This window comes from Anaerococcus groningensis, from assembly GCF_046365465.1.
Lineage (GTDB): Bacteria > Bacillota > Clostridia > Tissierellales > Peptoniphilaceae > Anaerococcus > Anaerococcus groningensis.
In genome coordinates, this window is sequence record NZ_JBGMEG010000005.1 from 23051 (window position 1) to 44388 (window position 21338).

At 31.6% G+C, this 21338-nt stretch carries 20 protein-coding genes and 2 tRNA genes; 4 read left to right on the forward strand and 18 right to left on the reverse strand.

Annotated elements, in window-relative coordinates; all coding sequences use genetic code 11:
* Window positions 1-47: 47 nt before the first annotated feature.
* From AB9Q04_RS04020 to AB9Q04_RS04030, 3 genes are all read right to left on the reverse strand, one after another.
* The gene (locus AB9Q04_RS04020; protein WP_410024093.1) at window positions 48-725 is read right to left on the reverse strand and encodes a DUF6873 family GME fold protein; all 678 of its coding nucleotides are present in this window, start codon (window positions 723-725) and stop codon (window positions 48-50) included.
* 50 nt (window positions 726-775) lie between these two features.
* Window positions 776-849: transfer RNA gene (locus AB9Q04_RS04025), tRNA-Cys, on the reverse strand.
* Between the two features lie 258 nt (window positions 850-1107).
* A tRNA-Gly gene (locus tag AB9Q04_RS04030) sits at window positions 1108-1182 on the reverse strand.
* A 198-nt stretch (window positions 1183-1380) separates the two neighbouring features.
* On the opposite strand from AB9Q04_RS04030, the gene AB9Q04_RS04035 reads away from it, so the two are divergent.
* Together AB9Q04_RS04035 and AB9Q04_RS04040 are read left to right on the forward strand one after the other, a co-directional pair.
* The gene (locus tag AB9Q04_RS04035) at window positions 1381-2010 is read left to right on the forward strand and encodes an ABC transporter ATP-binding protein (RefSeq protein WP_410024094.1); all 630 of its coding nucleotides are present in this window, start codon (window positions 1381-1383) and stop codon (window positions 2008-2010) included.
* On the forward strand, window positions 2003-2794 hold the full coding sequence (locus AB9Q04_RS04040) for an ABC transporter permease (RefSeq protein WP_410024095.1): 792 nt from the start codon (window positions 2003-2005) through the stop codon (window positions 2792-2794). Before AB9Q04_RS04035 ends, AB9Q04_RS04040 begins: the two co-directional genes overlap by 8 nt.
* A 168-nt stretch (window positions 2795-2962) precedes the next feature.
* On the opposite strand, the gene AB9Q04_RS04045 is transcribed toward AB9Q04_RS04040, so the two are convergent.
* From AB9Q04_RS04045 to AB9Q04_RS04055, 3 genes are read right to left on the reverse strand one after another with little or no spacing between them, the layout of a single operon-like run.
* A complete protein-coding gene (locus AB9Q04_RS04045) occupies window positions 2963-4852 on the reverse strand; it encodes an ABC transporter ATP-binding protein (protein ID WP_410024096.1) in 1890 nt (629 codons plus the stop codon).
* Window positions 4845-6605 (reverse strand): ABC transporter ATP-binding protein, encoded by a 1761-nt coding sequence (locus tag AB9Q04_RS04050; RefSeq protein ID WP_410024097.1) that lies wholly within the window; start codon window positions 6603-6605, stop codon window positions 4845-4847. Before AB9Q04_RS04050 ends, AB9Q04_RS04045 begins: the two co-directional genes overlap by 8 nt.
* Complete coding sequence (locus tag AB9Q04_RS04055) at window positions 6602-6970, reverse strand: MarR family winged helix-turn-helix transcriptional regulator (RefSeq protein WP_410024098.1); 369 nt, start codon at window positions 6968-6970, stop codon at window positions 6602-6604. Before AB9Q04_RS04055 ends, AB9Q04_RS04050 begins: the two co-directional genes overlap by 4 nt.
* A 181-nt stretch (window positions 6971-7151) precedes the next feature.
* Between AB9Q04_RS04055 and AB9Q04_RS04060 the strand changes: the two genes are divergently transcribed.
* The gene (locus AB9Q04_RS04060) at window positions 7152-8057 is read left to right on the forward strand and encodes an AAA family ATPase (protein WP_394020005.1); all 906 of its coding nucleotides are present in this window, start codon (window positions 7152-7154) and stop codon (window positions 8055-8057) included.
* On the forward strand, window positions 8050-9771 hold the full coding sequence (locus tag AB9Q04_RS04065) for a vWA domain-containing protein (RefSeq protein ID WP_410024099.1): 1722 nt from the start codon (window positions 8050-8052) through the stop codon (window positions 9769-9771). Before AB9Q04_RS04060 ends, AB9Q04_RS04065 begins: the two co-directional genes overlap by 8 nt.
* 18 nt (window positions 9772-9789) lie before the next feature.
* Here the strand turns inward: AB9Q04_RS04065 and murJ are convergent, their stop codons facing one another.
* The 12 genes from murJ to pstC form a co-directional block, all read right to left on the reverse strand.
* Window positions 9790-11421 carry a murein biosynthesis integral membrane protein MurJ gene (gene murJ / locus AB9Q04_RS04070; protein ID WP_410024100.1) on the reverse strand — a complete coding sequence of 544 codons (1632 nt, stop codon included), beginning with the start codon at window positions 11419-11421 and terminating at the stop codon, window positions 9790-9792.
* 58 nt (window positions 11422-11479) lie between these two features.
* Entirely contained in the window at window positions 11480-12040 is a 561-nt protein-coding gene (locus tag AB9Q04_RS04075) for an ATP-binding cassette domain-containing protein (RefSeq protein ID WP_410024101.1), read from the reverse strand.
* Complete coding sequence (locus AB9Q04_RS04080) at window positions 12033-12776, reverse strand: ABC transporter permease (RefSeq protein WP_410024102.1); 744 nt, start codon at window positions 12774-12776, stop codon at window positions 12033-12035. Before AB9Q04_RS04080 ends, AB9Q04_RS04075 begins: the two co-directional genes overlap by 8 nt.
* Entirely contained in the window at window positions 12754-13833 is a 1080-nt protein-coding gene (locus tag AB9Q04_RS04085) for an ABC transporter substrate-binding protein (RefSeq protein WP_410024103.1), read from the reverse strand. Before AB9Q04_RS04085 ends, AB9Q04_RS04080 begins: the two co-directional genes overlap by 23 nt.
* Window positions 13834-13850: 17 nt before the next feature.
* On the reverse strand, window positions 13851-15374 hold the full coding sequence (locus tag AB9Q04_RS04090) for a 4Fe-4S dicluster domain-containing protein (protein ID WP_410024104.1): 1524 nt from the start codon (window positions 15372-15374) through the stop codon (window positions 13851-13853).
* Window positions 15375-15665 carry a hypothetical protein gene (locus tag AB9Q04_RS04095; protein ID WP_410024105.1) on the reverse strand — a complete coding sequence of 97 codons (291 nt, stop codon included), beginning with the start codon at window positions 15663-15665 and terminating at the stop codon, window positions 15375-15377.
* A 75-nt stretch (window positions 15666-15740) separates the two neighbouring features.
* Entirely contained in the window at window positions 15741-17393 is a 1653-nt protein-coding gene (locus AB9Q04_RS04100) for a sensor histidine kinase (RefSeq protein WP_410024106.1), read from the reverse strand.
* Window positions 17390-18049, reverse strand: coding sequence for a response regulator transcription factor (locus tag AB9Q04_RS04105; protein ID WP_410024107.1), 660 nt, complete (start codon window positions 18047-18049; stop codon window positions 17390-17392). Before AB9Q04_RS04105 ends, AB9Q04_RS04100 begins: the two co-directional genes overlap by 4 nt.
* A gap of 2 nt (window positions 18050-18051) precedes the next feature.
* Complete coding sequence (locus AB9Q04_RS04110) at window positions 18052-18669, reverse strand: phosphate signaling complex PhoU family protein (protein WP_410024108.1); 618 nt, start codon at window positions 18667-18669, stop codon at window positions 18052-18054.
* 1 nt (window position 18670) lies between these two features.
* Entirely contained in the window at window positions 18671-19414 is a 744-nt protein-coding gene (gene pstB / locus AB9Q04_RS04115; protein ID WP_410024160.1) for a phosphate ABC transporter ATP-binding protein PstB, read from the reverse strand.
* Window positions 19415-19645: 231 nt separating this feature from the next.
* On the reverse strand, window positions 19646-20458 hold the full coding sequence (gene pstA, locus AB9Q04_RS04120) for a phosphate ABC transporter permease PstA (protein WP_410024109.1): 813 nt from the start codon (window positions 20456-20458) through the stop codon (window positions 19646-19648).
* A 19-nt stretch (window positions 20459-20477) separates the two neighbouring features.
* Window positions 20478-21338: a phosphate ABC transporter permease subunit PstC gene (gene pstC, locus AB9Q04_RS04125; RefSeq protein ID WP_410024110.1), complete on the reverse strand. Its 861-nt coding sequence runs from the start codon at window positions 21336-21338 to the stop codon at window positions 20478-20480.

The window sequence follows — 21338 nt, forward strand, 5'->3', positions numbered from 1 at the left end:
TTAAAATATTTTATAATTATACTTTTATTTTTATAATTATCTATATCTTAAATAAATAAAATTGATCCAGTATCAACTAGGTCACAATTTTTAGGATACAAAAGCCTAATTTTAGAAGCCTCACTCTCTTTTTTAAGAGTTTCATAGTTAGATAATTTTTCAATATTACCATTAAAAATTAAGGTTTTATCAAAAAATCCACAAGTCCCACCTAAAAATCCTTCATCAAATCCATCTAGAGGGATATTTTCTTGTCTTAATAAAATAACTTCTATTTTATCTTTTAAGGTCTTGTAGATACCAAAATCGGCCGTCAAAATCTTATCCCCCATAGGAATTATAGAACACCTAGTGTACCCCTGATTTGTAAACAAATGCTTGTAGTTATTAACTTTCATATAATTATTTATATTTTTTTCAGTAACATCATTATGGATATAAAAAGCAGATCCCTTATAAACATTATAAATAGCATCATAAGGATACTTTTTACTTACACTCTCTCCTGGTATTAAATTTTTATCAGTAATATTTTTTTGATAATAATTTATAACACTACTATCAATTGATAGATCATTCTCATTTAAAGGAAATATTGATAAATCTGGGTGATCAGCAATCCTAGGATCTAGGTTTGGATTATCTATTGTTTCTATAAAATCTAGCTTGTTGTCCTTTAAAAACTCTTTAAACTCAACTGTAGATTTGTGGCTAATAATTAACATAAAACTCCTCAATAAAAAAACTCCCATTATTTAAAATGAGAGTTTGTATTTGGAGGCGCCACCCAGATTTGAACTGGGGGTAAAGGTGTTGCAGACCTCTGCCTTACCACTTGGCTATGGCGCCATATATAAGCCCATCCGGCTGATTGAGGACCCTCCATGCAATGGTCGTGCGAAGCACGAAAGCCCATCCAATATCCTGAATCCTCATGACAATAGTCAATAAGTACCCAAGGAAAACCACAGACTATTATTTTTAAAACAAAAACAACCAAGAAACGAGGAATCATTCTATTTTTAGAACAATTAACGCCACCTGGTATTTTCGATTAATTGATATTTTATTATTAGAATAAAATATCAGGCGCTAATTAGCGCAAAATGGAGCGGATGACGAGATTCGAACTCGCGACCCTCGCCTTGGCAAGGCGATGCTCTACCACTGAGCCACATCCGCATGTACTTTTACATTATACAACTAAAAAAATTGTTTGTAAAGTTTTTTTTACTTAATTTTTACTACAATTTCATAATCTAATTTAGATTACTAATATATTTTAAACTTTTCATTTTATTTTGTCAAATCTTCTGTCTTGAAATTTTGCCTTATTATTATACAGTATATTAGATAAATATTATAGAAAAAGAGGATTTTATGTTTACATTTGATAATGTTAAATACAAGGATATCCTTGCTATAGATGATTTAAAAATAGAGCTTGGCAAGGTGACTTGTATCACAGGACCTAGTGGGTCTGGTAAGTCTACATTTCTTAGACTTATTAATAAATTAATCTCTCCTGATAGCGGAATAATAGCTTTAAATGAAGAAAATATTGCGAGTATTAATTCGGTATCTTATAGAAGAAAGGTGCCTATGCTTTCTCAAAGCCCGGTAACTTTTCCTGGAACTATAAGGGATAATTTACTTATAGGCAGAAAATTTCAGGGAAAAAAAACTCTTAGCGATGATAAATTGCTATCTGCTTTAAAGGCTGTTAGCTTAGATGAGCCTTTGGATAAAGATATAGAAAACTTATCTGGTGGGGAGCAACAAAGAGTTTCTATAGCCCGCCTTATGCTTTTAGATAGTGAAATATATCTTTTAGATGAGCCCTCTTCTGCTCTTGATGATATAACTGAAGATTTTGTTATAAAATCTATGGTTGATATGGCAAGAGATGAAAATAAAACAATAATTTATGTTACTCACTCAAATTCTATGGCTGATAAATATAGTGATAGAGTTATAAATATTGTTGATGGGAGGGTAGTCAATGGATAAGTCAGTTATAGATTTAAGTACCAATCAAATGCTTCTTACCTATGTTTTTGTAATCCTTGCTATGATTATAACCTCACTAAATGGATTAAATCGTAACAAGGAATTTATCATAGGCACTATTAGAATGACTGCTCAGCTATTTTTGGCAGGTTTTGTTCTAGTTTACATTTTTGATAGTTCATCCCTTGTTTTATCAATACTTATGATTTTACTTATGGAATTTTTTGCTATCTTTAATATTGTCTCTTCTAAAAAAGGACAATTATCAAAGGGTATGATTGGCGCAATAAGCATTTCTATTTTAATAGGATCAATATTTACACTAGTATTTTTCTTAATTGTTGTAGTAAGACCAACTCCTATCTATGACCCTCAATACTTAATTCCTCTTGGTGGAATGATTATAGGAAATTCTATGACAGGTATAAATCTTGCTTTAAATCAAGTTTTAAAATCTATTGATACAAATAGAGTAAATATAGAAGGTTCTTTAATGCTTGGGGCTACTCCAAGAATGGCTATGGATAAAATTATCCAAGATGCTTTTGATACTGCAATCACTCCAAGTTTGAATAATATAAAAAATATGGGGATTATTAACCTACCTGGTATGATGACCGGTCAAATTTTAGGTGGTGTTTCACCATTAATTGCTATAAAATATCAAATTGCAATTATGACTGCAATTTTAAGTTCTGTAACCATATGTGTTTTTTTCTTCCTACGCTTAGGTTACAAAAAATTCTTTAACGAACAAGACCAACTAATTAGAAATCAACAATAAAACGACAAAAGAGCACCTAATAGGTGCTCTCTTTATGTAAGTCATAGGGTTGCGAAATTCTTTGTCCTTACATTATATGTATATCCTAAATTTAATATAATAGGTAAACTTTTAGTAAAAAATATATAAAAGCTATGTAAAAAATCGCCCACCTTAGTGAGCGATTTTTTAGTCTAATTCTAAAGCACCGGTATATAATTGATAGTAAGTACCACCTTTTTGCATTAATTCAGTGTGGTTACCTCGTTCTATTATCCTACCTTGCTCCATAACCATAATTACATCCGCATTTTGTATGGTAGATAGTCTATGGGCTATAACTATAGAAGTAGATCCTTCCATTAGTTTATCCATAGCCTTGGTTACTTTTATTTCTGTTGTTGTATCAATTGAGCTTGTTGCCTCATCTAGTATAAGCATCGGTGGATTTGCTATCGCTGCTCTTGATATGGAAATCAATTGGTTTTGTCCATCAGATAGTGATGACCCATCCCCACTTATTTCCGTTTCATAGCTTTCTGGTAGCCTATTTATAAAACCATTTGCTCCTGCAAGCTTAGCTGCATTTATAATTTCATCTTCACTAGCATTTAGTTTTCCATAGCTAATATTATCATTTACACTTTCTGTAAATAAATTTACATCTTGAAGCACCATACCAAAGGCTTTTCTTAAGTGGTCTTTTTTGATATCTCTAGTATCTATACCATCTATTTTTATAGATCCACTATCAATTTCATAAAATCTTGTTATTACATTAGTTACAGTTGTTTTTCCAGCTCCAGTTGACCCTACAAGGGCAATTTTTTCACCTGGATTTGCATAAAATGTTACATCTTTTAGAATTTTATCTTTGCCATTATAAGAAAAATCTACATGTTCAAAGTCAATTCTTCCTTCCAGTTGTTTATAAACTGGCTTTCCATCTTCTTCCCATTTCCATGAATAGCATCTTTCTCCAGTACATTCGATAGCATTGCCATTTTCATCTACTCTTGCATTTACTAGCTCCACGTAACCAGTATCTTTTTCTATAGGCATTTCTATGATTTCAAATATACGGCTAGCCCCTGCCATAGCAGAAAAGACTGCGTTTGCTTGTTGGGAAATATTTGAAATAGGTCCTTGTAATTGACGAGCAGTTGTTAAAAACGTTGCAAGTATACCCACTGTCATTGCCCCATTTATAGTTAAAACAACACCTGTTACCGCAAGAATTGCATACATTATATTTATTGAATTTACTAAAAATGGCATCATCTTACCAGCATTTACTAAAGCATCTGCCATAGATGACCTTAAATTTTCTGATTTTTCATCAAATTGATTTATTATATCATTTTCTTTATTAAATACTTTTATAACTTTTTGGCCAGATAGCATCTCTTCATCAAAACCATGGAGGATTGATACATTTTTTTGAGATTCTTTAAACAGTCTTCCTGTTTTGCTTACTATATTTTTTAAAACAAAAACCATAATTACAAGCCCTATAAACATTACTAAGGTAAGTAATGGTGATAGAGATATCATTACAACTATAGTTCCTATTATCATTAAAATAGATCTAATTAAAGTTGGAAGAGTTGATGATAATGATTGGGAAAGTGTATCAGTATCATTGGTAAACCTACTCATTATCTGACCATGTTGGTTAGTGTCAAAAAAGTTTACAGGCATCTGTTGGATTTTGACAAATAAATCATTTCTAAGATTTTTTACTGACCTTTGTCCTATACGAATCATTAGCCTATTATAAATAAAGGTAGTAATTACAGATACTAGATAGACAAAACCCATCTTAATAACTGCTATTTTTAATCCATTAACATCACCTTTTAAAATATAGGTATCTATTATAGGTTGCATCATTGATATGCCCCATACTTGAGTAACTGATGATGCTATTACACATATAAATACAACCACCATTTGCCATTTATTATTAAATAGATAGGCAAAAAGATTTTTAAGGGAAGCCCAGTCTAGGTCACGAGATTTTTTATCAGTAGAAATTTTTACTTCTTCTGTTTTAACTTCAGCTTTTTTATTACTCATCTTCCCCTCCTTTTTGTTGAATATCATAGGTCATTTTATATATTTCGTTTCTCTCATATAATTCTTCTGCTGTGCCTATGTCAGATATTTCTCCATTATCCATAACGATTATTCTATCAGCCTTCTCAAAGGATGATAATCTTTGAGAAATAATAATTTGTGTCATATCTTTATCTAAGTTACTAAAGCCTTCTAATAATTTGGCTTCTGTTTTAGTATCAACAGCGCTAGTTGAGTTATCTAATATTAAAATTTTTGGTTTTTTAAGTAGAGATCTTGCAATAGTTAGTCTTTGTTTTTGACCACCTGATACCCCTGTACCACCTTGGCCAAGCTCAGATTTGTATCCGTCACTTCTTTCTCTTACAAATTCATCTGCTTGGGCAATTTTTGCCATAGCCACTACTTCATCAAAACTTGCATCAGGGTCTCCCCATTTTAAGTTATCGATAATTGTTCCAGAAAATAGGGTGTTTTTTTGTAAAACTATGGTTACATTATCCCTTAAAGTTTTTAAATCGTAGTCTTTAATATCATGGCCACCCACTTTTAGGCTACCTTCTGTGATATCATAAAGTCTTGGTATTAATTGAACAAGGGTTGATTTTGCTGAACCTGTTGGTCCAAGTATACCTATTACCTCACCTGATTTTATGTGTAAATCTACATTTTTAAGTTGGTAGGCATCAGAATCTTCTTCGTATTTAAAACTTACATTATAAAAATCAATTGACCCATCTTCTAAGTTTAGACCTTCTATCTTGGCACTATTATCCATTGAAATTTCTCTAGTTAATACTTCTTTAACACGGGTAACTGAAGGAGATGCTGTCATTAGCATGGTAATTACCATTGATAAACCAATAAGTGATCCTAAAAGCATCATGGCATACATGTTAAAGGATACTAAATCTCCTACTCCAAGATTACCATTTATAATTTCGATTCCACCAAACCATGTTAGGGCAACAAAGGCCACATATAAAATTGCATTTGCTGTTGGGAAAACATAAGAAACTGTTCCCTCTGAACTATCAGCTAGCGTAAACATTTCTTCATTAGCACTAGCAAATTTATCTATCTCATATTTTTTTCTAACAAAGGCTTTCACAACCCTCATATTATTTAAGTTTTCTTCTATAATTAGGTTTAGCTTGTCATATTGTTTACGAGTTTGCCTAAATTTTGGAATAGCCCTTGATGTAATTGATAATAAAATAATTACTAATATTGGCATCAAAACTAAAAATATAAGAGATAATTTTGAGCTAGTGTTAAATGCTAGGATAAAGGAAACTATTGCCATTACTATTGTTTTTATAACAAATCTTGTTGTCATAAAAGTTGATTGGGCTAGGGACTGCATATCTGTTGTAAGTCTTGTTAAAAGTGATGGCACCCCAAAATATTCAAAGTCCTCAAAGGCAAAATCTTGAATTTTTCTAAACTGAGCCTTTCTTACATTGTTAGAAAGACCAGTAGAAGTTATACCTGCATTTTGTGAAGCCTTTATACCTGTAAACATAGATAGTATCGATAAAACAATTATAATTGCTCCATATTTTAAAGCCTGGCTAGGGTCTTTTTGATAGATTACTTCATTTAAAATAACCCCCATTACAGCAGGTATTAAAAGTTCAAAAATAGTTTCTAATACTGTCATTATCATAGAAATTATTCTATTTTTTCGATATTGGTTTAAGTATTGCTTTAAATATGAAAAAGCTTCATTAAACTCTAATAAACTTTTCATATGACCTCCTCATTCATATTTTCTTCTATTACTTTTATTATCTGATTTAGATCTTCTTCTATAGATCTTATTGTCTTAGCACCCAGTTGGTCATAAATTTTACTATTAGAAAAACTTAAAGACCTATTTATATTCGCTACTTCTTCTGCACCTTTATCAGTTAATACTAATTTCTTAACTCTCTTGTCGCTATCAATAGACTTCATATAAATCAGGTCATTGTCTTTTAAATTCATAATTATGCTATTTACTGTTTGTTTGGGCATATTAAGAATATTTACTAAATCTTTTTGAGTTAAATTCTCAATCTTATCTATATGAAATAAGATAATGGACTCTATATTATTTAGGCCAAAGGCCTCCACTCTTTGCTTATTAAGGCCATTTAGCTTCCTTCATAAGGAAAAAATATTAAAAATTTCGCATGATTTTTCGTCCAATTTTAGACCTCCTAATAAATACTACTATAGTATAGTCTATAAATGGACTTTGTCAAGTGAATTTTTGCAATTAAATTGTATAGTATTATGGTTAAAAGGAGTAAAAATGATTGAATATTTAGAAAAACAAAATGTTGATAAAAATCTTATAAAAGAAGTTGAAATATATAGAGAAAAAAATGGATTATTTGATGATCCACGTGTGACAAAACCAGAATTTAACTATTATGGAAAGGAAGTTTTAGAACAAGCTATTTCTGCAATTCTAGCTGGCAAAAATATTTTGCTAACTGGTGCAAAAGCTACAGGTAAAAACGTGCTTGCTTCAAACCTATCTTATTTATTTGCTAGACCATCTTGGAATGTCTCCTTTCATATAAATACTGATTTTAATTCACTAATCGGTGCTGATACCTTTAAAGATGGAGAAGTTTCTTTTAGAAGAGGACCTATCTATGAAGCAGCAACCCAAGGTGGTTTTGCAGTTTTAGATGAGATAAATATGGCAAAAAATGAGGCAATTTCCGTTTTACACGCAACTCTTGACCACAGAAGAATAATTGACCTCCCAGGTTATGAAAAGATAAACCTAGATCCAAATACAAGATTTATAGCAACCATGAACTACGGTTATGTGGGTACTCGTGAAGTAAACGAAGCCCTAGCGTCTAGATTTATGATTATAAATATGCCAAATATTACCCGTCAAAACTTAGACCAATTATTAAAAGATACTTTCCCAAAACTAAAAGATAAATATAGAGATGCCTTTTTAGATATGTTCATTTCTCTACAATTTAAGAGTGAAAATAACGAAATTTCTACAAAATCTGTAGACTTACGTGGGCTTATTTCTTCTATCGAAACTATGGAAGTAGGACTAAATCCATACGAAGCAATTTTAATGGGTATTGCCAACAAATCCTTTGATGAATTTGAAAGACAAATTGTAATAGATACTATAAAAACAAAGGTGCCACCAGTTATCCAGGAGAGCGTTTTTAATGACTGAGTCTCTTGATAAAATTCGAGAATATAATATTATTTGGGATTTTGCAGACAATTATAGATTTACACCAGCTAAGTCCTACCCCATGAATGAAGTTTATAAAAATATCATCTATGGATTTACCTACAAGACCTTTGACACAAAGATCTTAAACTCATTTTTTGCTTATTTGAGAAGCGAAAATCCTTTTTATGAAGAGTTTAAGTTTATAACAAATCTTTTGATAGAAGAAATATCTTTTAAAAAGCTTAGCAAAGAAAACTTAGTTATAGATGATTTACAAAAAGAATATGCTAGAAAAAAATTAACTAGATATCGCTACCACGAACCTGATAATTTGATTGAGCAAATGGAAAAAGCCTACTATGGCAAGGTTTTAAATAAACCCATAGTAGAAGGACCGGTATTTAGGTCTATTTATGAAGCAATATTTAAAATAAATACTACAGATACTAATGTCTTAGTCGATGAATTAAACGATGTTTTTAAAACTTATTTTAATTTTGAAAGGGCCAAGGAAGAAGAAGAACTATTTGAAAAAATGGTTGAAGAGAATAAGCCCCAAGAGTTTAAATCAGAAGATGATGATAGCCCAACAGAATATAGCGATGAAAATATAGACGAGCAATTTGGGATTGGGGCAGCAGAATTTACCGGTCTTATCTATTATGAAGATAGAAAAGAAGATTTAAACAAAAATTTGATGTTTATGAATTCCTCTCAAGATGATTACCATTCTTCCAGTGAATTTATAGAAGATTTTTTTGGCAAACCTATCCTACCTTTAGGCCAGATAGAAAAAATTGAAAAAGAGGTAGCTACTGGTATTCATAGCAATAAAAAACTTTACTTTACCAAGGGTGAATATACCCACAAACCAAATGCTAGATTCTACAAAGAAAATAGACGTGAGCAATATGAAAGAAACAAAAAGTATATAGAAAGTAATTTTGCTATAAATCATAGAAATATAAATGAGCTATCATTAGCCATTAAAAATTCATTGGCTACCTTTGAAGACTATGTAGATGTTACCAAAAACTATGGAGTAATCGACTCTGCAAAGGTATGGAGAGCGCCTGTAATCCATGATTATGATGTATTTTTAAACCAAGAAAATGATGAAGTAACTAAATTTAAGGTTGATTTAATTTTAGATGCATCAGCTAGCCAAATAGAACGCCAACATATAGTTGCCAACCAAGCTTATATCATAGCAAAAGCCATGGATGAAGTGGGAATTCCTATTAGAGTTACTAGCTTTTCAACGCTTCGTGATCACACAGTTTTTAATGTTTTTCGTGATTATAATGAAAAAAATAAAAACACCGAAGTATATAACTTTTTTGCAGCAGGGTCAAATAGAGATGGACTCGCCTTTAAAACCCTCCACCATCTAATAGATATAACAGAAGATGTCCGTCATTTAGTAATAGTCCTATCAGATGGAAAGCCAAATGATGAAAGAGCTAATATAAATACAGTAAAAGTAAAAGATAAGGACCAATATACTGGGCAAACTGCCATAGATGATACTGCCTTTGAGATAAGAAATTTAAGAAATGATAATGTTTCTGTCTTAGGTGTCTTTACTGGAGAAGATGATGATGTGGAAAATGCAAAATTAATCTATAACAGAGATTTTGTAAGAATAACTAACCTAGAAAACTTTAGTAAAGTTGTTTCAATCTTTATGAAAAATCAAATATTAAATTAAAAGCAGCAGGCATTGTACCTACTGCTTATTTTTTTCCCTAGCAGATCTTCTAGGATCTTTTCTCCTATTAAATTCTCCTAAAGTATCACCTTTTTGATTTGGTGCTTGTATATGTTTTTTTGCTTTTCTTTTTCTAAATACTTTATGGTAGATTATATTTACGAGATTCATTACCTCTGGTATTCTTGCAATTAGAATTAAAAATCCATATACCAAAGCAGCTAGTAAAATCGCTATAAATAAGGCTAGGATATGTGGCATCTTGCCACTGGTTAGTTTATAAACACCACTAGCAGTTAGCGCCATAAGGGCAGTTGCAATTATGATTTTAATTATAGATAATAAAGCTGTCTTAAAATTAAAAGAGCCAAAGTTATCTCTAAATTTATAAATCATTAATATAGAGCCCACAATTGTTGAAATAACAGTAGAAAGTGCTAATCCATTTATTCCAAAAAAGTTTATTAATATCATATTAAAAATAATATTTATAAGCTGTTGTAATACAACAATTACAACTGGTGTTTTTGAATCTCCTACTGCATAAAATCCTCTATCCACAACATCTGAAATTGATTGGAAAATTACAAATGGTGCATAGCTTGATAATAAACTTGCTACAATAATTGTATCTTCTGGAGTAAAAGCATTCCTTTCAAAAACAAGCTCTATAATTGGTTGAGATAGTACAGACATTCCAATAGTTGCAGGAACTACCAGTAATAATGTAGTTACAACTGATGAAGAAATGGACTTTTTCATAGAATTGATTTTTCCAGATTGACCAAGCTCTGCTATTTTTGGAAAAAGTGCTGTCGTAACAGAAACTGTAATAACACCTGTAATTAAAGTAAGCATAGTTTTTGCATAAAATAATTTGGAAATAGATGCCTTACCAAAATATGCTGATGCCATAGAGTTATCTACTATTATAGAAATCTCACCAGCTGCAGATGATACTATAACTGGTATTGCTATAACCATTAATTGTCTAACATATTTATTGGAAAAATCTATAATCCTATCATGGTGGTAGCCAGATTTTCTAGTAGCTCTTGGGAACAGTATATATTGTAGAACATTTCCTAAAAGCGCTCCTATTATAAGTAAATAGGCATTTCCAGTTTTTCCTGTAAGGACTGTAAAGATAATTATTACAATATTCATAATTATCCCAGTAATAGCAGGATTAAAGAAATCTCCCTTTATATTTAGATAACCTCTAAATACTGCAGAATAAAGGTAAGCATAAACTGCAAACATCATTATTCTTGTGTAGTTAGCTGCTAGATCTAGCCACTCTCCATCTAAGTCTGGAGAAAGAACTTTTGAAAATGGTTTTGCAAAAACTAAACCTAATATAAGAGCAATTGTTGCAAATACCATCAAGATATTAAAAATATTTGAGGTAAACTTCTCTGCAGAAGCCTCACCTTCTTCGTTTTTTGCTCTATTATAGATAGGGATAAAACCTGAAATAATACCAACTGCTACAAAGTTTGCAACAACTACCGGAAGAGTATTTGCAGTTGTATAAATTGATTTTAGTTCGCCCGCTCCTATATAATTTGCCATAACCGCTTCTCTAACAAATCCAAAGATTTTTGAGATGATGGTTATAAACATGAGCATAAATGTCGTTTGACCCATAATAACCTCTCTTATTATTTCATCTACTTATTATATCTATAAAAAAAAGTAAATACAACTATAAGTGGATAATCTTATTTTTATTTATAGAAAAAAGCTCAAAATCTTCTGGGTTGTGGCTTACTATTATTATAGATTTTCCCTTAAATTTATTATTTAAAAGATTTGCTATTTCTTTTTTACTAGATGCATCTATCCCAGTAAAAGGCTCATCCATAATTAAAATATCACCAGCAAATAAATAAGCACGAGCTAGGGTAACTTTTCTTTGCATGCCCCCACTTAATAAATTAATATTTTTATCTATATCATAGATGCCAAATTTATTGAGAATTTCTTTAGCTAAATTACCATAATCAGTTATTAACCTTAAATTATCTAAGGCTGAAATCTCATTAATTAGCCTATTTTCTTGAAATACTACTGAAGCTTTGGAAAAGTTTTTATTAATAGTTCCAGTATCTGGTTTTTCTAGACCCAAGATTAAATTTAATATAGAAGTTTTTCCTATACCAGACTTGCCAAAAATCGCCATATTTTCTAGATCAGCTAGATAAAAAGAAAAGTCATTAAGGATTTTTTTATTATAGGACTTAGATACATTTTTAAATTCAATCATGGTTTGCTCCCAAAAGTTTTTTAAGTAAGTTCTCAAAAAGTGATGAGACCAATAAAATTGCCAAAGTCCAGGCAAATAGACTTGGCATATCTAAATATACTTTGGCATTATAAAGATTATTACCGATAGAATCTTGAGGTAAGCCTATAACTTCAGCTGCTATGCCCGCCTTAAAAACCAAACCTGATATGCTTATAATAGAAGAATACAGAAAAGGTTTTGCCTTTATCCTATAAATATATTTTATTTTCTTTTGCTCAGTCACCTGATAAATATCAGCCATTTCTAAAATATCTTTGCTGATATTAACTAAGCCATCAAATACATTTTGAAAAATTAAGGGCATTGCCATAATAAAACTTACATAGATCGAAAGATATGCTTTGTTTGCCCAAAATAATAAAAATATAACTATGCTTGCAAGGGGAACCGACCTAAAAATGCGAATAAGAGGGCTAATGAATTCATTAAATAAATGGGACCTATATGCAAAATATGCAAATATTGTCCCTATTAGAATAGATAATATAAAACCACCTATTATTTTGCTTGTAGAGGCAAATATTGCCTTATAAAAATCAATTTGTCCTAACAGATAGATAAATTTTCTAAATACAAGAAGAGGAGATGGTAGTAGTATCTCCTCTTTTATAAGACCAGCCATAATTTGCCAAATCAATATCCAAGTTATAGCTATTAAAATTTTTCTTAATTTATTTTGTGTAGTAGAAGTCATCTGCTGGTAAGGATCCTCCTACTAATTGAGGATTGCTTTGATATAGATGGTCAAGATAGCTTTCAACCATGGTTTTCATCTCATCCCCATCAATGTATTTTAAAGCAAGATTTGGTAAAGCTTTTTTTGCAACTGCTTCTGGCATAATATCGTATTTTCCAAGAAGGGCTGCAGTAGCATCTACATTTGTCTTTGCTTCATCAATTGATTGTTCATACATTTCTAATAAAAGTGGCACATCTATTTCATCTAAGTATTCACTTCTAGCTACTAAAACTGCAGAAATAAGAGGGCTAGATGTGGCCTCTTCATAAAGTTTATTGATATCTAAGGCAACTTTTGCATTCTCATTTTTCAATAGTACATTTGTCACCATTGGCTCTGGAAGAAGGGCAACTTTTGCTTCTCCTGCTATCATTTTTTGAGCTACTTCACTAGCTTCTGCTAGATATTCTATGTTTACATCACTTTCGCTAAAGCCAGCATTTTTTATAACTTCATTTATAGTAAGGTCTGGTGTTGCTCCCTTGCCTGATGTATAAATAGTCTCTCCACTATTTACTAAATCTTCTACAGAATTTATATCTAAATCACCATTTTCAACTAAGTATAAAACACCAAGGTTATTTATTGCTAAAACTTTTATCTTGCCTTCAGTTTTATTATAAACAGTAGATGCAAGGTTTGGAGGAATAATTGCCATATCAGCTTCGCCAGAAACTAATTGTGGAATTACTGCATCTGGAGCACCCTCCACTGATTGATTAAAAGTAAAGCTTGAATTCTCATTTTTTGAGATGTCTACCATATTTATTGCTCCAGCACTTGTAGGACCCTTTAGCATAGCAAGATTGCCTTGGTAAGTAGCTTCGTTTTTATCTTCATCTACTTCCGTTTGCTTTTCTTCTGGTTTTTCTGTTTGAGTTTCCTCTACTTTTTCTGATTTTTCTACTTGTTCTACTGTTTTATTGTTATTTTCATCATTAGTTGTATTACTAGAACATCCTATTAACCCGAGGGATAATAGGATGACTAGTGACTTAGATTTAAATTTCATCAATTAATTTCCTTAATTTATTTTAATAAATCATCATTTGGTCTATCTTCAGCTGGAATGTGGATATTATCAGCTGGAGATTTAAAGTCAGATGCTTTTGAGAATGCTTTTACAGCCTTAGCTGTTTTATTATCTGCAATTACTACTCCTGGACCACCAACGCAACCGCCTTGGCAGGCCATACCTTCGATTAATTTACCATCCATACGTCCAAGTTTTGCCATTTGAGCAAGTTTAACACAGTTTGCAAGTCCATCTGCAGCTTCTACATCTACTTCTATGCCTGGTCTTATTTCTTTTGCACGTCTTACAACTGCTTCCGCAACTCCTCCACCATTTGCATAATTTCTACCTGTTTCTGAAGCATCCATCATTACATCATCTACTTCGATTTCAGATGGTTCTATGCCTTTAGCAAGGAACATTCCTAGAAGTTCTTCATAGGTAATTACAAAGTCGATTATTTCTGCTACTTCTGGCTCTAAAGCTTCTAGTTTCTTAGAAATACATGGTCCTATAAAGGTTATTTCGCAGTTTGGATCTTTCTTTTTAAGTTGCAATCCTGTATAAATCATTGGTGTAGATGATTCTGATATGTATTCATTGATATCTGGGAATTTCTTTCTTACCATCATCTTCCATGAGAAGCAGCAAGATGTTCCCATAAATGGAAACTCGCCTGTTGGTACTTTTTCTAAGTATTCGTGAGCTTCATTCATTGTTGTAAGGTCAGCACCTAAACCTACCTCAATAACTTCATCAAAACCTAATTGTTTGATAGCTTCTCTAGTTTGTTCTGGGCTTACATCTGGACCAAATTGTCCAACAAATGATGGAGCAACTATAGCATAAGTTTTCTTTTCTGATTGGATAGATTTTACTAGTTGGTAAATTTCAGATTTATCAGAGATTGCTCCAAATGGGCAGGTACTTATACATTTACCGCATGCTACACATGCATCAGCATCTATTTCTGCACGGCCTAGTTCATCTGAGTGAATAGCATTTACACCACAGCTAGCCGCACATGGTCTTTTTTGGTGGTTAATAGCATTGTAAGGACAAGCTTCAACGCATTTACCACACTTTATACACTTATCTTGGTCAATTACTGATCCATCTTTGGTAAAAGTAACTGCATTTTTTGGACAAACATTTACACATGGGTGCCCAATACACGCCATACATTGGTCTGTTACAGTTACTTTATTTTCTGGACATGATTGGCAAGCTATTTTTATTACGCTTACTAAAGGTGGATTGTAAATTCTGTGGCTTACATCCATTTTGTCAAGACCTTCTGTTATAGCATCAGTTTTATCTGCTGTTCTTGCATCAAGGCCGATACCCATTCTAAGTCTTTCACCCATTACTGCTCTATCTAAGAAAATATTTTCTCTATATTGAGCTTTTTCTCCTGGTAGTATGTCGTATACTTCTAGGCCTATATCTGTGATTGGTCTGTTTTCATAAGCAATTTTTGCTATATGTTCAAAGGCCATTCTTCTTATGTTTAATATGTCTATGTATGTTTCTTTCATCTATTTGACCTCATTATTAAATTGGTATTGGTTATATATATTTTCCATAAGCTCTTCTGGCTTAATTTTTTCATAATATGTATCATCAACTTTAGCTAATGGAACACTGTTGTCAGAATCTTCTACATCATCCATTATGTTTGTAAAGTCTACGTCTATTTCTGGTTTTGTATCTATTTTTTCGAAAGCATAAGCTTTTAGTAAGTCACTTTTTACTTCATGAACTGAATCTAGTAAAAACTCACTACCTGCTGCGGTGCATCTTGCACACGAACAAATTACAACTTTCATATGACCTCCTTATTGGTTATACATAAATTATAACAAAGAAAAAGCTTATAAGCAATGATAAAAAATTATCACCACTTATAAACTATCTTTTCGGTCAAACTCTAATGGAATTTCAATAATAAACTTAGTTCCCTCTCCTAGTTTTGACTCAACTTTTATATCGTAGTCCAGGTAATTTACAATATGTTTTACAATTGAAAGACCAAGACCAGTTGATTTTTGATTTCTTTTTCTAGACTTATCTACTACATAAAATCTTTCAAAGATTCTTTTAATATCAGCAGAGGCTATACCTATGCCGCTATCTTGTATGCTTAGAAAGTAAGTATTTTCTTCGACCATATAAGAAAATTCAATAGACCCACCTATTTTGTTATATTTTATAGCATTTTCGTAAATATTTGAGATTAAATCATAAAACAATGACTTTGAAGTTTTAATTTTATAAGGTTTTACATTATTTACTACTGTTATATTTTTATTATCAGTTAGTCTTTGGTATTTCTCAATACTTGCACTAATAACTTCATTAATATCTACTTCTATGTAGTTCTTATCAAAATTATTTTCATCAAGTCTAGATATTTTCAATATATCATCTATTATCTCTAGCAACCTATTGCCTTCTTTATAAATTATTTCTGCAAATTTTACTACATCATCTTGTTTGGCTATACCTGTTGCAATCAGTTCTGCATAACCGTTTATAGATGTTAGAGGGCTTTTTAGTTCGTGGGTTACATTTGCAGAAAACTCCCTACGCATTTGCTCAGCACGGACATCTTCAGAATTGTCCACTATAATCATAGCATAGGCTTTTTTATCACTAGTGCTTAGGGGATCTATAAATACTCTTAAATAATAGCCATTTATTCTAATATCAAGATTCTTGCTACGTTTTAAAATAGATGCTTCTCTAAGGGCTAGACTATATTCTTTATTATCTATTAGATTGCTAATGTGAGCATCTTTTTTAACTCCCAAATAATTTTGAGCAGAAGCATTCATAAGCTCTACATTGCCATCTCCATCAAAAAGGATAAAACCTTCTTTCATGTTGCTAGTTATATTTGTAAATTCTAATAACCTAGCTTTTAATTCATTTCTTTCCTTACCAGCCTTTTCTATCTCATCTATATAACCTTTAAGGTAGTGGCTAATTTCATCGTAATTATTGTCCCTTAGAATATTACTATAATTATCAAAATTTATTTTTTTTAAATATACATCTACTTTTTTATCGACATATCTATTTACTATGATATTTATTAAAAATGCCAAAGCAATATAAAATAACAATAAATAAATATTTATATAAAACCATATATCGTTTTTATTAGCAATTAGCAATACATTTTTAGCCTTAGCCCCATAAACTTCTTGGTCTTCTGATGCTCTAAAAAACTTTATGCTAGATCCAACATTCTCACTTTCAAAATTTTTGATTTTGAAATTACTAGTATTTATTTTATCTGGATTATATAAAACCTCATTTTTATCAGTTAAATAAACTAGGGATAAGTTTTTATGGTTATTATTAAATTTTTCTAGGATATCTATAAAATCGGCATCTTCTTCCTTCATTAAAAGAAAGCTCAAAGAATTTTTTGCAAAATCACTTTGAGCTTTGTCATTTATCCTGTAAGAAATACTATTGCTAACTAAAAAAGTTAGGGCTATTATCCGATAGGCCAGCCTTTTCACAGATTTTTCTGCAAGTTTTTTCATATTTCTCCAAACTTATAACCTAAGTTTCTAACTGTTTTTATATGGCGACCTTCTGAAAGAAGCTTGTTACGAAGGGATGCTATGTGTACATCCACAGTCCTCGTTTCGCCTTCATAATCATAGCCCCATATTTTTAATAGAAAGTCCTCACGAGTTATGACATTGCCTATATTGTTCATAAATAATAAAAGCATTTCAAATTCTTTAAAGGTCAAATCTATTGGTTTGCCATCTACTTTTACTGTTCTTTTTTTTGTATTTATAGAGATATTTTTATAATTTATGTGGTCACTATCTTTTTTTACTGATCTTCTAAGGACTGCCTTAACTCTTGAGATAAGTTCTAAGATAGAAAACGGTTTGGTAATGTAATCATCTGCCCCAGACTCTAAACCTAGGACCTTATCAAATTCATCTGTCCTTGCTGTTAGAAGTATTACTGGTATATCAGAAAATTCCGTTATTTCCTTTAAAATTTCTATTCCATCTTTTTCTGGCAGCATTATATCTAGTATTAAAAGCTGACCACCCTTTTGTTTTATGGTATTTACTATATCAAGTCCATCTTCAAAGCTGGTGACCTGATAGCCTTTTTCAGTCAAAGCATAGTCTACTAAATTTCTTATAGACTTATCATCTTCAACTACATAAATCATATTTAAAGCCTCGTAGCTAAATCGCCGACTCTTGCTAAGCGATCGCCTAGTCTTTCAAAATATTTATATAATAAAACTTTTTCTGATAGCTCAATAGCACCTATGCTATTATTTTTATTTAAATCTGCAATGTAATTAACCGCCTCTACAAATAGTTTGTTGTTAACTTCATCATCTTCGATAGTTTTTAGACCTAGGTCATTATCATTGTTGATAAAGCTATTTATACTATCATTAGCCATTTGTTTTTGATTTGCTATAAATCTTTTTACTAGGTCAATTTCTTCATCTGTTAGAGGATATTCTATCATTATCATAGAAGCTTGGGCTAGGTGGCTAGCTATTCTTTTATAAGTAGAAGCAAGCTTTATAGACATTTGTAAAAATCTTAAATCTTTCGCAACTGGTTGTTGTAGAGCAAGAAGCTCAAAACAAAATCTTTCAACATCAGCTGCATTACGTCTTATATCATCATTTAGTTCAATTATTTCTTCTAGATTTCTATTATTTTTATTTTCTAAAAATAAATCAATTTTATCATAACAAAGAATAACAAGCTCCATTAGCTCGTTACTCATGTTTTTGATAGAACCTAGGTCCTGTCTATATCTTGTTCTCATATTAACCAAACCTTCCTGTGATATAATCTTCAGTTCTCTTATCTCTTGGATCTTCAAAGATTTGTTTGGTATCATCCATCTCAATAACTTCACCTGTTAAGAAAAATGCAGTTTGATCTGAAATACGAGCAGCTTGCTGCATGTTGTGAGTTACAATAACAATTGTGTATTGTTCTTTTAAATCTTCCATCAACTCTTCAATAGAAGCTGTAGATATTGGGTCAAGCGCTGAAGTAGGCTCATCCATTAAAACTATCTCAGGTTTTACAGATAATGTTCTTGCAATACAAATTCTTTGTTGTTGTCCACCTGAAAATGATAGAGCATTTTGGTCTAGCTTATCTTTTACTTCATCCCAAATTGCCGCTTGTTTTAATGATGTTTCTACAATCTCATCTAAGGCATCCTTGTCTTTGATACCATCAAGTTTTGGACCATAGGTTAAGTTATCATAAACTGATTTTGAAAATGGGTTTGGTGTTTGAAAAACCATGCCCACATTACGACGTAAGTTTACTACATCTACACCTGGTTTATAGATGTCATTACCTTTTATCTCAATAAGCCCATCTATTCTACAATTTTTTACAAGGTCATTCATTCTGTTAAAACATTTAAGTGTTGTAGATTTACCACAGCCTGAAGGACCTATAAAAGCAGTTACTTGACCTTTTTTGATATCCATATTAACTCCTTTAAGGGCTTGGAAATCTCCATAATATAAGTCAAGGTCTTTTACAAGAATTGCTGTTTCTAAATCAGAATATTTATTTGTTTGATCAAGGGTATGAACTGGTTTACTATCATCCCTATCTTCGTAGTCTAGGCTGTAGTCAGCTCCACTTTCTGTTGCTGACTCAGTATTAGTAGAAGATACGTCTTTAATATTATCCTCACTTTTACCTAGATTTTTATCTAAACTAGCCTTTCTTTTATCGGAAGGCTCGAATGTTTTTTTATCCATTTATTTCTCCTCTTAGTTAACTAAGGTTTTAGTAATTTTTCCTGATATCCAGTTAATTATTATAACAAATATCAGTAGTAAAACTGCAGTAGCATAAGCTTCTTTTACATGGAAACCTTCTGAGGAAAGCATGTACATGTGTACAGCTAGAGTTCTTGCTGAGTTTCCAAGAGTTTTTGGAATAGAAGGTTGAGTACCCATAGTATAAATTAATGCTGCAGACTCTCCAACTATCCTACCTGTTGCTAGAAATATACCACCTAAGATACCATCCATGGCTTCTGGTAAGACTACTTTAAAAATAGTTTGAATTTTTGTAGCACCAAGAGCTAAAGATGCGTGTGCTTGAAGGGGATTAACAGTAAGTATTGCTTCTTCTGTAGTTCTAATAATAGTTGGAAGGATCATGATAGCGACTGTTAGACATCCAGCTATTAAAGAATATCCCATACCTAGACCTAGATTTGTTTTAGTTACAAAAAATAAATATCCAAATAAACCATAAACAATAGATGGAATTGATGATAAGATTTCTGTAGCAAATCTTACAGCTTTAATAAAGTACTTGTTTTCAGCATAATTTGATAGGTAGATAGCTGTAAAAATACCCATTGGTAATGCGATTAATAATGTTAATAAAATAGTAAATAATGTCGAAATTAAGGCCGGCATTATAGATACGTTTGTTGAAGTGTATTGCCATTCAAATAATGATGGTGATATGTTTGGTATACCTTGAAATAAGATGTAGAGAATAATTATTCCACCAAAAGCATATGCCAACACAGTAAATAGCCATACAAAAATTTTATAAGCTTTAGTCATATATACTCCTAGTCAATAATTAATACTTTTGCTCGCTCTTACTTCTTATAATATTAAATATAATATTGATTATTAATATAAAGAAGAATAGCACCATACCCGTAGCAATTAGAGATTCTCTATGCATACCAGACGCATAGCCCATTTCTAGAACGATATTAGTTGTTAAAGTACGAGCTCCATCTAAAATAGAACCTGGCATTCTTGGTTGGTTACCAACTACTAGATAAACTGCCATTGTTTCACCAATAGCACGACCAATAGCAAGGATAATTGAAGAAAAGATACCGCTTTTAGCGTAAGGAAGCATAACGTGATGGATAGTTTCCTCTTTTGTAGCTCCAAGTGCTAGTGATCCAGTATAAAATACTTTTGGTACTTGGCGAAGAGAGTTTTCTGATATATTTACCATAGTAGGTAAAATCATTATGCTAAGCAAAATAGATGCTGTAAGCATGTTGTACTGTGAAGTATGGAATATTTTACCAATTCTTGGTGCAAGCACCACCATGGCAAAGAAACCATATACTACTGAAGGGATAGCTGCCAATAAGTTTATTAATGATTTTAGAAAGTTATAACTTTTATCAGCATAATAGGCCATGAATATGGACACTGCTAGCCCAAAAGGAAGGGCTATCAGTGTTGATAAGGCTGTTACAATAAGAGAGCCTACAATCATAGGCAAGATTCCAAAGCTTGCTGGTTTTGCTGTAGGCGCCCATTTTTCTCCCGTTAAAAACGGAACAAGTCCGTATTTACTTACGAAGTCTATTCCTGATCTAAAGATAAAGAATATGATTAATAGTATAAGTACTACGGACATTGCTGCTGATATAAAGAATAAGATTTCACCAAATCTTTCCTTTGTATTTTTCAT

Bases quoted from the DNA above. Each gene is read 5' to 3' on its own strand.
- AB9Q04_RS04050 (WP_410024097.1), bottom strand. From the start codon at position 6,605: ATGAAAAGTTTATTAGAGTTTAATGAAGCTTTTTCATATTTAAAGCAA.
- pstA (WP_410024109.1), bottom strand. From the start codon at position 20,458: ATGACTAAAGCTTATAAAATTTTTGTATGGCTATTTACTGTGTTGGCA.
- AB9Q04_RS04095 (WP_410024105.1), bottom strand. From the start codon at position 15,665: ATGAAAGTTGTAATTTGTTCGTGTGCAAGATGCACCGCAGCAGGTAGT.
- AB9Q04_RS04110 (WP_410024108.1), bottom strand. From the start codon at position 18,669: ATGAGAACAAGATATAGACAGGACCTAGGTTCTATCAAAAACATGAGT.
- pstC (WP_410024110.1), bottom strand. From the start codon at position 21,338: ATGAAAAATACAAAGGAAAGATTTGGTGAAATCTTATTCTTTATATCA.
- AB9Q04_RS04035 (WP_410024094.1), top strand. From the start codon at position 1,381: ATGTTTACATTTGATAATGTTAAATACAAGGATATCCTTGCTATAGAT.
- AB9Q04_RS04060 (WP_394020005.1), top strand. From the start codon at position 7,152: ATGATTGAATATTTAGAAAAACAAAATGTTGATAAAAATCTTATAAAA.
- murJ (WP_410024100.1), bottom strand. From the start codon at position 11,421: ATGGGTCAAACGACATTTATGCTCATGTTTATAACCATCATCTCAAAA.
- AB9Q04_RS04080 (WP_410024102.1), bottom strand. From the start codon at position 12,776: ATGACTTCTACTACACAAAATAAATTAAGAAAAATTTTAATAGCTATA.
- AB9Q04_RS04090 (WP_410024104.1), bottom strand. From the start codon at position 15,374: ATGAAAGAAACATACATAGACATATTAAACATAAGAAGAATGGCCTTT.
- AB9Q04_RS04040 (WP_410024095.1), top strand. From the start codon at position 2,003: ATGGATAAGTCAGTTATAGATTTAAGTACCAATCAAATGCTTCTTACC.
- AB9Q04_RS04020 (WP_410024093.1), bottom strand. From the start codon at position 725: ATGTTAATTATTAGCCACAAATCTACAGTTGAGTTTAAAGAGTTTTTA.
- AB9Q04_RS04065 (WP_410024099.1), top strand. From the start codon at position 8,050: ATGACTGAGTCTCTTGATAAAATTCGAGAATATAATATTATTTGGGAT.
- AB9Q04_RS04075 (WP_410024101.1), bottom strand. From the start codon at position 12,040: ATGATTGAATTTAAAAATGTATCTAAGTCCTATAATAAAAAAATCCTT.
- AB9Q04_RS04085 (WP_410024103.1), bottom strand. From the start codon at position 13,833: ATGAAATTTAAATCTAAGTCACTAGTCATCCTATTATCCCTCGGGTTA.
- AB9Q04_RS04045 (WP_410024096.1), bottom strand. From the start codon at position 4,852: ATGAGTAATAAAAAAGCTGAAGTTAAAACAGAAGAAGTAAAAATTTCT.
- AB9Q04_RS04100 (WP_410024106.1), bottom strand. From the start codon at position 17,393: ATGAAAAAACTTGCAGAAAAATCTGTGAAAAGGCTGGCCTATCGGATA.
- AB9Q04_RS04105 (WP_410024107.1), bottom strand. From the start codon at position 18,049: ATGATTTATGTAGTTGAAGATGATAAGTCTATAAGAAATTTAGTAGAC.